This window comes from Actinomadura graeca, assembly GCF_019175365.1.
Lineage (GTDB): Bacteria > Actinomycetota > Actinomycetes > Streptosporangiales > Streptosporangiaceae > Spirillospora > Spirillospora graeca.
In genome coordinates this window covers 8,255,802-8,268,004 of record NZ_CP059572.1, presented here as the reverse complement: position 1 = coordinate 8,268,004, position 12,203 = coordinate 8,255,802, and the positions used below count along the sequence as shown (strand labels likewise).

At 65.8% G+C, this 12,203-nt stretch carries 6 protein-coding genes and 3 pseudogenes; 7 read left to right on the top strand and 2 right to left on the bottom strand.

What is annotated here, in order from left to right; all coding sequences use genetic code 11:
* Positions 1-15 precede the first annotated feature (15 nt).
* Positions 16-1,551: pseudogene (locus tag AGRA3207_RS36705) on the top strand (ISL3 family transposase).
* A 262-nt stretch (positions 1,552-1,813) separates the two neighbouring features.
* Here the strand turns inward: AGRA3207_RS36705 and AGRA3207_RS36700 are convergent.
* Positions 1,814-2,389 (bottom strand): hypothetical protein, encoded by a 576-nt coding sequence (locus AGRA3207_RS36700; RefSeq protein WP_231331936.1) that lies wholly within the window; start codon positions 2,387-2,389, stop codon positions 1,814-1,816.
* Between the two features lie 452 nt (positions 2,390-2,841).
* Between AGRA3207_RS36700 and AGRA3207_RS36695 the strand changes: the two genes are divergently transcribed.
* From AGRA3207_RS36695 to AGRA3207_RS36670, 6 genes and pseudogenes are all read left to right on the top strand, one after another.
* On the top strand, positions 2,842-3,354 hold the full coding sequence (locus tag AGRA3207_RS36695) for a hypothetical protein (RefSeq protein WP_231331934.1): 513 nt from the start codon (positions 2,842-2,844) through the stop codon (positions 3,352-3,354).
* Between the two features lie 46 nt (positions 3,355-3,400).
* The gene (locus AGRA3207_RS36690; protein WP_231331933.1) at positions 3,401-7,183 is read left to right on the top strand and encodes a CHAT domain-containing protein; all 3,783 of its coding nucleotides are present in this window, start codon (positions 3,401-3,403) and stop codon (positions 7,181-7,183) included.
* Between the two features lie 140 nt (positions 7,184-7,323).
* The gene (locus AGRA3207_RS36685) at positions 7,324-7,704 is read left to right on the top strand and encodes a PIG-L deacetylase family protein (RefSeq protein WP_231331931.1); all 381 of its coding nucleotides are present in this window, start codon (positions 7,324-7,326) and stop codon (positions 7,702-7,704) included.
* A gap of 50 nt (positions 7,705-7,754) precedes the next feature.
* A pseudogene (locus tag AGRA3207_RS36680) lies at positions 7,755-8,997 on the top strand (IS701 family transposase).
* 832 nt (positions 8,998-9,829) lie between these two features.
* Positions 9,830-10,474, top strand: coding sequence for a hypothetical protein (locus tag AGRA3207_RS36675; RefSeq protein WP_231331929.1), 645 nt, complete (start codon positions 9,830-9,832; stop codon positions 10,472-10,474).
* 411 nt (positions 10,475-10,885) lie between these two features.
* Positions 10,886-11,056 (top strand): annotated as a pseudogene (locus AGRA3207_RS36670) (hypothetical protein); the annotation flags it as partial.
* A 108-nt stretch (positions 11,057-11,164) separates the two neighbouring features.
* Here the strand turns inward: AGRA3207_RS36670 and AGRA3207_RS36665 are convergent.
* Positions 11,165-11,803, bottom strand: a complete 639-nt coding sequence (locus tag AGRA3207_RS36665) for a CHAT domain-containing protein (RefSeq protein ID WP_231331927.1) — start codon at positions 11,801-11,803, stop codon at positions 11,165-11,167.
* Positions 11,804-12,203 lie beyond the last annotated feature (400 nt).

Sequence of the window (12,203 nt, the reverse complement as noted above, 5' to 3'; positions counted from 1 at the left end):
CCGTCACGCTGAGGGGTGATCGAGGGCGACAGGCTGGTTGATGTGGTGTTTTCGGGCTTGTCCGGCCTGGTCATCGACGATGTGACGGACGAGGGCAAGCTGATCCCGGTGCGGGCCCGCAGCCGGAAGGCACGAGTGCCGTGCCCGGAATGCGCTGTCAAGACCGGCCATGTTCATGGGTGGTGCGAGCGGACCGTGGCCGATGTCCCCGTCGATGGACGGCCGGTAGTGCTGTATGTGCGGGTGCGTCGGCTCGCGTGCCGAGACTGGCGGTGCCCCCGGCGGACATTCCGGGAGCAGTTCCCTGGGCTGCTGGAGCGTTACCAGCGACGAAATGCCCGGCTCACCGCCCAGGTCGGGGCGGTGGTGCGGGAGTTGGCCGGCCGGGCCGGCGCTCGGATACTGGCCGCGCTGGCAGCGCCGATCTCCCCTCACACCGCACTGCGAGCCCTGCTGCGGATCCCGTTACCGATGGTCGCGGCGCCACGGGTGCTGGGCGTGGACGACTTCTCCCTGCGACGCTCCAGGACCTGCGCCACCGTTTTGATCGACGCCGAGACCCGCCGGCGTGGCGATGTCCTGCCCAACCGCAGATCCGGCACCCTCGCAGTGTGGTTGCGCGAGCATCCGGGCGTGCAGGTCGTCTGCCGGGACGGTGCCGCAGGCTACGCCGACGCCATGCACCAGGCCCTGCCCGACGCCCTGCAGGCCGGGAACCGGTGACACATCTGGCACAACCTCGCCCAAGCCGCCGGCAAGAAGGTCACGGTCCACAGCGGCTGCTGGGCCAGCGCCTCCCGGGTGCGCAACCTCAACGGCGCAAAGACCACCACCCTCGCCCGGTGGCAGCAGGTCCATGACCTGCTCGATGCGGGCGTTGGCCTGCTGGAATGCGCCCGGCGGCTGAACCTGGCCCTGAACACCCTCAAACGCCACGCACGGGCCGACAAGCCCCAGCAGATGCGGCGGGCGCCCCACTACCGTCCCACGCCTGTCGATCCCCACCGCAAATACCCGCGCAAACGCCGGGCTAAGGACCCCGCGGCTTCTGTCCTGCAGCTCCTGCGCGAGATCCGCGAACGCGGCTACACCGGCAGCCAGAACCTCCTCTACCGCTACATCACCCAGGGCCGTGTCCAGGACGACCGCCCCGCCCTGTCACCCCGCAGGCTCGCCCGGCTCCTACTCACACGCCCCGAGGCCCTCAGACCCGACCAGCAGGAACTCCTCGCCAAGACCACCAGCGCCTGCCCGGAGATGAACAACCTCGCCGCGCTGGTTCGCAGCTTCGCCCGGCTCCTGATCCCCGCCGTCGACAACGCCGACCGGCTACAAGAGTGGATAACCACCGCCGACGAGGCGAACCTGCCCCACGCGCACTCGTTCACCCGCGGTCTGCGACTCGACCAAGCCGCTGTTCACACCGCCCTAACCAGCAAATACCACAACGGCGGCACCGAAGGCGTCAACACCAAGACCAAACTGATCAACAGACAGATGTACGGCCGAGCAGGCTTCCACCTACTACGCCACCGCATCCTCCTCCGATAGCCTCACCCTCCGCCACCACCGAAAGCACGACAGAGCCGAAAACCGTACAGACCCCTGCCATCACCAATTGGCACTGGTTAGCAAGGTTGCTCGTCGCTGTTCTGTAGTCTGCGGGCTTCGGCTCGCGCCTTGTTCAATCCGAGTGCTGCTGCGCGCCAGAGTTCCAACGGCTCCAACTCGCAGCCAGGCAGGTGACTCTCTCCTCCATGGCACCAGGGACATTGATCGCCCTCGGGGCTCGATGCTCTTTCCCGCAGATTAGTCACGCCCTCTCCCTTCCAGCCTCGGCGGACCCATCAGCCTCCCTGTCGCGGCGAACTCTGCGGTCGCCGTCCCGGGGCTGTGGGTTTCGTAAGATCACCCATCGCCGCCATAGTCCCCGTGCGGGGTACGAGCTGATCCAGATCAGTTCGCCGAGGGTTCCGGCTGCGACTACTCCACAAGCAAGCCACCTGAACCACTCTCCGCTGTGGGTGCCGGGTGGTGGGGGGAGCACGAGGGTGACTGCGATGGCCAATGCCGTGATCCCGATGTCGTAGGTGACACAGGCCCGAGTGCTCCAGCTTCGCCATCTGCCGAAGTGAGCCTTCTGCTCCTCCTGAAGGTGTGTTGTTCTCTCGGGTACGGCGACCTCTTCCTCAGACCACCAGTCCACGACGTCGGCTGCGGAGTAGAAGAAGCTCCGTGCATGGAACCCCGCCTGTACTGAGGCGACCAGGGCCACCACGGCGATCGATAAGGCCAGTAGGACTGGCCCCGGCCAGCGGAGCTTGTCGTGGTCGGCAGCCGCCACGCCAACCAGGGCGACGCTGAAGCCGGCAAGCAGCGGTGCAGCCACCCCGCTCATACTCTCCACAGCGGCCCCATGGCCCAACGGCGCCGGTTTCTGCCAGCGCGGGGGCTGGTGCCGATTCACGGCAGTATCCTCCTCATAGGCTGATCGCCGGGTCGCAGGTTCCTTGCCCCGTGCCTGCGGGAACTCGCGACCACAGAGCTGACTCTGTCCATCATCGGTGACTGATCCCCGATGGTGGGCGGCACATCCTCACTTACGCACGACCGGGAGTGGCCACATCATGACGAGGTAGTGCGTCGAGAGGTAGACATGCCGCTGTTCACTATTAGGTAGTGCACCGAGAAGGGAACTGCTGCATGTGGTCAGGTAAGACCAGCAGGCCGCACCGGCCCCCCGTCCAGGCAGCTCAGTGAGCAGGATCTGTTCGATCTGGACTCACAGGACGCCTACGAGGACCAAGTCCCCTGGCGGGAGACTAGGACGGGGTATCAGATATGGCATGGTTCTGGCGAGAGAAGACCAAGACGCAGCAGTCAGCGTATGACTGGACTGCCGGGGGGTCGCTGCGCATGTCGACCAGCGTCCCCTTCCAGGAACTGGGCGAGATGCTGCACTCGATTGCAGCCGCATTCATCGAGGCACGGGCTCCGCTCAGGATGATAACCGCTGAACGCATCACTGAGCTGCGGGTGGACTATGTCTACACCGCAGTCCGAATGCTTCATACCTATAGGGACCAGATGGCGCTCGAGCAGTTTGCCGAGACCATCCGCAACCTCGGTGTTACTGCTTTGGAACTAATCGAGCAGGGTGAGGTGCGGATCGGCGCCGTCGCTATGCGTGAGGTGAACAGCTACGCCAACCCATGGTGGGAGACCTACCCCGATCCTGAGGGTGTCTTCCGTGGGCTAATGGGCCATCTTTCGGCCGCGTTCCTGCGTATCCACACCGACCTGCCGGCTGACTACGAGGCGATCGTCCTCCCTGACCGCCCGGAACTCCGTTAGGCAGGTCAGAAACGGCACAGCGAGCTAAGGGGATGGGCTGGTCGCGATGCCTGAGATATTTCTACGGGTGGAGCAGTACATAGGACCGCAGCGGTGGCGATGGGTACTCACCAAATTCGACGGTAGGCTTCTTGCGGATCACGAAGTTCGGCTGGACGCGTCACATTGGCAGTACCAGGCATTCGGTGACCTGCGGGGCTATCTTCGCGAGCATGCTTCACCAGTCAGGCGCATAGAGCACGAGGCGCAGATTGTGTCCGATGTTGGCGCGTGGCTCGGGGAACAGGCTCTTGGTCCTATCGGCCGGGCGCTGGCGCGGGAGGGTCCGGCAACCGTCTGTGTGATTGTTCCGCCGCAGGCCGCCGAGCTGGCCCATCGGCCATTGGAGTTGGCGCACGCCGCAGGGCGGCCGCTTGCGCTGCAGGGCCTCACGCTTGTTAATCAGGTTGACGACCCTGTCAGGTCCACCGACCGTGCACTCTTCGCAAAGTACAGCGGCCGAGGTCAGCATGACCCCAAGGTCGAGATAGGGCGGCGACTGCGGGTCCTTGGCTTGTTTAGCTTGCCGATCGAGAGTAGACCGCTGGATCTGCGTCGCGAGCGGCAGGCTATGGTGCGGGCTTTTGAGCACCTCGCACGCGTCGATGGTCGCAGCGTCGATTTGCGGATGCTGCAGTACGGCGTGACCCGCGCCCGGTTGCTCCAGGCCCTTTGTGAGCCCGAGGGCTGGGATCTGGTTCACGTGGCCGGTCATGGGCTCCCGGGGGAGCTGTTGCTGGAAACCGAGGACGGGAACGTGGACCCCGTTCGCGCTGACAGCCTGGCCGGATTGCTAGAGCTCACCAAGAGGCGCTTGAAACTGGTGACCCTGTCCACGTGCTGGTCTGCGGCACCCATGGCCGCCGAGCAACGCCGCCTGCTGGGTCTTCCGCCCTCCAGTGCCGGCACAGCCGAAGCGGAGCTCTCAAGGCAAGCCTGGCCAGCCGCCTCACTTGCCGTCGAGTTGGTCGGTCGGCTGGATTGCGCCGTGCTCGCCATGCGCTACCCAGTTGTAGACGAATTTGCGATCAATCTCACTGGACAGCTCTACGGGCTCATGGCCGGTCAGGGACAGCCTTTGCCGCAGGCGCTCGGGCTGGCGCTCAAGAGTGCCGTAGCGGACAGATCGACGCCGGGCTTATCGGCCCTGACCTTGGCCACACCCGCCCTGTTCGGCCATCGGGCGGCCACGCTACGGCTACCTGCCGCGGCTGGGCCGGGCACCGGGTGCGCAAGGGGCATTGCGTCAGGGAGCTGGGTATCAGACGGCAAGCCCACGCTGGCTGCACCCCCGCCACCGCCAGAACGGCTGGTAGGGCGGGTCGCAGTGATGGCTCGGGCAAGCATGGCCCTGACTGCCCAAAGCGGTACCACCACCGTGCTACTACAGGGCATGCCCGGGGGAGGGAAGTCCGCATGTGCCAGGGAATTGGCTCACACGCACGAAGATGTCTTCGATAAGACGGTGTGGTATCAGGTGCCCGATGACAGCGCCGTCGTTGTGACAGAAGCCCTCAATGGATTTATAGACGCCTTAAGTATGCTTTTTCCCACCTCAGACGGAAAGGCGATCCATGAATCACCGGACCGACTAGCGGAATGGCTTCGGGCGCTCGTTGAACAGCATCGAATACTGATCATTTTGGACGGCCTCGAAACGCTGCTCACTCCTTCGGGCCAGTGGTACGACCTAGGTTGGCAGCTGACCATAGACGCGCTGGCCGGCCACAGCGGCGCTGGCCGGACCATCTTGACCAGCCGACGCATCCCTGATGGCCTAAACCCTCGGGTCATGGTGGAAGCGGTCGATGCGCTCACTCTGGATGAAGCGTTGCTGCTGGCCCGAGAACTACCTCACCTGCAAGCCCTGATCACAGGGACAGCGGACGGGTTGACTGCTACCGATGCCCGGGACTTGGCCCTGCAGGTTCTGGTCCAGACCCAAGGCCACCCCCTGCTCCTCGAATTGGCCAACAGCCAAGCGGCGAATGCGCAGCAATTATTATCGAGGCTGAACGCAAGCGCTCAGGAGTGGACCCTGACCCGAGGCCGACCCACGACATTCCTCGCCACCGGTAAAACACTCGTAGGCCCCGAGGACTACCTGCAGGTGCTGCAGCATTGGACCAACGCAGCCACCGGTGATCTCACCGACGGCGATCGCGAACTGTGGTGGCTGCTGTGTTGCCTGCAGGAGTTTGATCGCAACCAGGCATTCCTGGCGGAAGTAACAAAAGAAACTCGCCATCTGAGTCCGGACTCTCCATCCGGTCTCCGGGAAGGCTTGAACGCCTTAGCATTCAGAGGCTTGATCACCATCGAACCCTCCACACACGAGTACGTTGAGGCGTACAAAGTGCATCCTGCCCTGGCCACTGCAGGACGCGCAGAGGCGGGAGAATCGTTCCGAGAGACTGTAGATTCGGCCGCAGGCGCGTTGTGGTTCGCGGTCTTTCGTGAGCTGAGAGACCAAGAATCCAAGAGCGGCGGGAGCCGGGCGATCGTTCAGGCCGGGGAAAGTGGCATTTCTTACCTTATTCGCGGACGAAATTGGGAACCGGCTGCACAACTAGTTCAGCATGTACTCCTGCGTGATCACTCTGTCCAGACCAGGCAGAGGATTCTTCCGCAGCTCCGGCGGATCGCCGAGTCCCTTATCGCAACCGAGCGCCACCTTGCCGTCCTGAGAGTTATGGCCATGGCCTTGTCCGATAGTGACCCTGCCGAAGCTGAGCGGCTACTGCGACGGACTCAAAAAAGGGCGCTTCGCCAGTCAGACTATGGGATCGCTGCGTTAGTGACAGCTGACCTGGTAGAATTTGCGCGGCTGGATGGCCGGGTCGGTGAAGCGCACACCCTGTTCGCTTCGTTGCGTGAGTACCGGTGGCGTGCTGGTTCCGGACCGTGGGCTCGACTCATGGATGAGGTGCAGGGGGCGCGGTTGCTGCTGCAAGAAGACAAGCCAGAGGTCGCTCTGGTGGTAGTAAAAAGCCTGCTCGAACAGATGGCTACGACACCCAGGCCGGCCCCTAGTGCTTCGGACAGTGCCATCCCCTGGGGAGTGCATGAGAGCGCCCTCGGGCTCGGGGTGGAGATTTGCCTCCTCGCCGGGCGCTGGCAGCAAGCACTAGACTTGAATACGGACCACGTTGCATCGAAAGTGGCACGAGGCGCTCCTTGGACGGAGATTGCGCGTACCACCTTCGACAACTATGGGCCACTGCTACAGCTAGATCGCATGTCCGAGGCGTGGTCCACGCTGAACCAATGCCGCTCAACCTTCGAGGAAGACAATGACCTGGAGATGGTCGGCCTCGTTCTCAGCGCACAAGCCGACATCAAACAGAGACAGGGCCTCATCCAGGAAGCCATCAAACTCGAGCATGACGCGCTGCACTACAAGTATAAAGCAGGACCCCAATTTCGTGCTGCTGATGCCGACGTCATCGCGACTAGCCACCACAACCTCGGCTACTACCTGCTTCTCGGCTCCACCGACTGGGTGCGCGCAGCGACCCATTACCTGACCGCCGCCCTGCTCTTCACCCTTACCGAGAGTCCTGAGCGCTTGCAGGTAATCGATAAAGTCACCGGAATATTCCGCCTGCATACACCAGCCCAAACCGGAATCCGCCCAATCTCGCTGCCGCCGACGATCGATCAACTTTGCCGCGTGATAGACGAACAGCACGGAACGGATCTCGGCAATCTACTGGCGGTACTGGCACCCTCGCCAAGCCACCTGCAACAGCATTGGGACTGGCTTATAGGTCACGCACAAAAATCCTGAAGATGGCCATCTTGCGCACCCTCAGCCCAGGCCAAAGGGGGTGATCAGGAAGGCCCGGGCCGGGCTGCCGCCGATCGACGTCGCTAGCTGGCGCGCCGTCGTCATCGTGGCCGCGCATCCCGGCGACGAGGTTCCTCGGGGTGGGCGGGCTGCTCGCCATGCTCGACGTCCTGGTGCGGCTCGTTGCGGTCACCGACGGCGAGGGCTCGCATCCGCACCTGCCCGGCCGGCGGGTCGCCGCGCCGCGGCGCGCCGAGACCGCGGCGGCGCTGGCGCATCTCGCCGATCGCGAGATTTACCGGCTCGGGATGCCCAACGCCGGGGTCCGGGAACGGACGCTGACCCCCGTCCTGGAGGACCTGCTGCGCGGCTTCGACGTCTGCCTGGCCCCCTGGGAGCACGACGCCCATCGCGACCACCAGGCGGCGGGCCACGCCGCGCTCGCCACGGGTCCCGCTGACGGCCGCCACCGAGGTGACGCTCGGCTTCATGGACGGCAAGGTCTAGTAGTGCTTTGTTAGGTCAGCTTGTTGTGGCTGTTGGGGTCGGTTCTGCGTGCTGGGGTGGAGGCGTGACTCCGGAGAAGCTTGCTGGTGTCGGTTCGCGATTGGAGACGTTCGCGGCGGAGGTGTTCGCGCCGCTGGCGCACAGCGATCAGCGGGTCAAGGGTGAGGTCTGCTTGCGTGGGTTGTTGCTGGACGGCCGCCGCAAGCCGATGCAGCCGATGGCCGAGCGGCTGGGTGTGGACCATCAGGGGCTGCAGCAGTTCGTGACGTCCTCTACCTGGGATGTCGGGGCCGTGCGGCGGCGGCTGGCCGCGCGTGCGGTGGGCGTGGTCGACCCGGTCGCCTGGGTGATCGATGACACCGGGTTCCCCAAGGACGGCACAAGCTCGCCGTGTGTGGCGCGGCAGTATTGCGGCACCCTGGGCAAGGTCGCCAGCTGCCAGATCGGGGTCAGCGTGCACGCGGTCAGCGACACCGCCTCGTGCCCGCTGGACTGGCGGCTGTTTGTGCCCAGGTCCTGGGGATGAACAGGCCGTCGACGACGATGCCCGGCCGGGCGTGGCCGCACGCCGGGACCGTTGCGGGGTCCCCGCCGGTGAGCAGCACCGCCCCAAGTGGATGATGGCCGTGCAGATGCTCGATGCCCTGGCCGGGCAGGGCCTGCGTCCGCCGCTGGTGCCCACCGACGCCGGGTACGGCGACAACAGCCGGTTCCGCAGCGCGCTGGACGAGCACGGGATCGGCTACATCATGCAGGTCAAAGGCGACGCTCTGGCCCACGGGCCCGGCGTGGCCCCGGTGCCGCGGGTCTGGTCCGGGCGCGGCCGGCCACCGACACGAACCGACCCGCGCTACCCCGACACCGCGGTCGGCCTGGCCGGGCATGTCACCGCGGCCGGACGCGGTGCCGCGGTGACGATCACCTGGCGTGAAGGCTCCAAGGGCGCGATGACCTCGCAGTTCATCTTCCTGCGCGTACGCCCGGCCGGGCACCGCGTCGCCCGCGCCCCCGACGGCACCCTGCCTGAACGCTGGCTGGTCGCCCAGTGGCCCGACAGCGAACCCCGACCGGTCAGGTACTGGCTGTCCAGCCTGCCCGCCGACACCGACCCCGCCGCCCTGATCGGGCTCGGGAAGATCCGCTGGCGCATCGAGCACGACTACCGCGAGCTCAAGACCGGCCTTGGCCTGGACCACTTCGAGGGCCGCTCCTGGACCGGCCGGCACCGCCACGTCACCCTGGTCACCGCGGCGCACCTGTTCATCACCACACTGCGCCCGGACCCAAAAGCGGCTGCGCCGGCCTGACCCTCTACACCACCCTCCGCGAGCTGCAACTACTCCTCGCCACCTGGACCGGCGCATGCCCCACCTGCCACCAAGCCATCAAACCCTCGCACAGCAGAGGACCGCCATAACCTAACAAAGCACTACTAGTCCAGTTCCCGCCCACGTCCGACGAAGGTGGCCTCGAACCGGGGCAGGTTCACCACCAGCGGCGCGGGTGAGCGGGCGGCCTCGACCGCGCGGCCGCGCGCGGCCATCCACGGCCGAGGATCCTGCCCGCACGCGGTTACGAACGCCGTCAGGCTCGCCAGTGCGGGATGGTGGTGGTGCCGTCCCGGATCGCCTTGACCGTCGAGACGCTCAGCCCCGCGGTCTCCGCCAGCCGGTTGATGCTCCAGCCGCCGCCGACGCCGCCAAGCCGAAGGCGTCCTGCTACCGGGCAAGAAACCCACCGGCCGACCCCACGCCATCGGCCCGCCGAACTCGCCACGCTACGCTGCCTGGTCGCCGATGGCACCTCGGTGACCGAAGCCGCCCGCACGCTAAAGATCGGCCGGTCCACCGCCTACGCCGCACTCACCCAGCGCGCGGAGACGCCCGGACACTAATCCCGCCAGAAATACAGACAATAGATCCGTAACAATACGCCCACGAGCAGGGCCTGCGGAACCGCGTGTACGCGGCGGATCGAGTTCGCGAAGGAGTGCGGTGTGGCCGGCGCAGCGGCATGTCCTCTTGGCCAGGCTTGGCCGCCGCAGAGGCATTTGTCTGATCACCAGGCGTGAGGGGACGGGCGGGGCCGATGATGGCAACTCGGGGACAATCAGGTCCGGTAGTGCGGAGGGTCAACTGGATGGCAGCTGAATGCGAGAACGAGGACCGCGGCGTCCTCTGCGGCGTCCAAGCGCTAGGACGCTGCCCGAACCCGGAGTGTCATGTCCAGGGTGGTGCTGCGTTCTGCAGTTCGCACGTTGAGCGTCGTCACGGTAGGCGGCGAGACTGGTGTCTGCGATGCTCTCGCGCGGCTGACCGCTGGCTGCTTGAGATCGAGGAGGCGAAGGATCGAGCCCGCGACCGGATCCGGGCCCTGGCACACGCCCTGGTTGCAGCCGGGGCTGGGCCCGACGAGCAGTATTTCCACGCCACCACGACCGAGCTGATCGGGTTCTTGAAGTTCTTCGGGGTCTGGAAGTACCGTACCCGCGACAATCCGGATGGACACCGTTACGGGTGGTATATCGGCACCTATGACTGGTACTTAGAAGAGCCGATCCGCGACGCGCGTTTCGACTCCGGCGGCATCTCCCAGCACATCACATTCTATCATACCTTCGTCACCCAGGGTGGCGACATTGCTCCTCAGGGCGGTCGCAGGGGGCGCCTGGCAGGCTTGGACCTCTATGACAGAAGCCTGACCACCCGGACCCGCGACTTTCTGGACACCGGGGCGGCCGAGATGTCAAGGTTGGCGCAGGCTCGCGGGGTCGAGATCGAATAGCAGGGTGTCCACAACCTCGGGGGAGCCGAAGGCCTGCCGATTGCGAGCTGGGGCTCGGAACGCGCCCGGTCCAGGTGGTGCACGAGTGGAACGCCGCGGTCCACGTCCAGGACGCCGAGGGCGACCCGACTCGCCGCGCGTTCACCCGCGGCCAGGGCCGGCCGGCGGCCTCCTCCCGAGCATGTCCTGAGCCGCCAGGTAGCAGAGCGTGATCGGCCACCCGACGTAGTGTCCGGACCCGACCACCGCCGCCCGCCCTGCGAACGGACCCTGAACTGCGCGGACGGAGTTGTTCCTCACGTTGCCGCCTGATTATCCGGGCCTGGACTGGCCGTGAGCGCCCGTCATATCCCGCCCTGCCCGGACCGGAACCCGTCCGGCCGCCGGGGCGGTGCGTACCGTCCGTGACCTCTGCCGATCCATCCAGTTGGCGGTACAGGCCATGTTCGGGAGAAGGACGCCGGTTTAACGGCGGCACGGTCGTCTTCGGGGGTTCCCAGTTCTGGCGGCACGGTCAACTTCCGGGGCGCCCGGTTCAACGGCGGCACGGTCAACTTCTGGCACGCCCAGTTCAACGGCGGCACGGTCGACCTCGGGGGCGCCCAGTTCGAGGGCGGCACGATCGGCTTCGAGGGGGCGACCGGGCGGCACTGGTACGACGGGGAAGTTCATGTCGCTCCCTCTTCGGTTTCATGCTCCGGTGTAGACGAAGGCCGCCCAGTTCCATGGCTTCTGGTAGGGCCGGATGAGTTCCCAGGCGCGGTAGGCATCTTCGAGAGCCGGTGGAGGCCCTTTCAGGTGAGTCGCTTCGTAGGTGAGGAGTTCGCGGTGCATCGCACTGCGAAGCCATAGTTGCGCTTCGTTGAGTGCGTCCCTGGGTGCCTGACCGTTGAGGCGGTTCCCGCGGGTGCGCAGGAGGAGGTAGGTAGCGGGGGCGGGTTCGACCGGCCAGGCAAAGGCGATGACGCCGGCGACCCCCGTGTACATGAGGCGCGCGGGAAAGCCGATCGTCTCGTCGGGCAGGGCGCCGTCGGTGACGCCGGTCTCGCACGACGACAGGATCGCCAGGCGCCGCCTGCCCCAGTCGCTCGTAAGGAGCCGCTGCAATGGAAGCGGGCGGTTGACCAGCGCGAGAAAGCTTTCGAGGATGTCACCTTTGGTCACGTCGTGGCAGGCGAAATGCCTGATACCGTAGCCGCCGATGGTAGTCAGAACCTCGCCCAGCCGCGCGGACGGCAGGCGATGGCAGCGCTGCCCACCATAGAGGCGCTGGACGGCCTCAGTTTGCCCTGACACCAGTGGCACCGGCTTGAGCCGCCCATGGCCCATGGAGCCTCGGGCGCGTCGACCGTCAGGATGCGCAGGGGATGCCGGTCAGCCTCCCGCGCGATAGCCTGGGCGGTCCCAAGGAGGCGCGCGCTTTGGCGTCCAGCGCACGGACAGGCGGGCAGCTTCGGCGAGCACCTCTTCGGCGGCGCCGACCTCCCAGACCCTGCTCACCGCCGCCGACATCCTCACCGGCCGGCACGAGGAAGGCCCAGGAGCACGGCGGCCGCCGCCACCACCGCGACGGACTAGCCCGTGCGCGAGCACGTCGACTACGGCCAGGGCTCCTCGCCCCGCCATGGAGATACAAGTCAACGGCGGCCGTTTGGCCAGCGAGGATGGCCCCGTCGGAAAAGATCTTGGTTCTTCTTTCCCGTTGATCTTGTCTGTGGCGCACTAACAG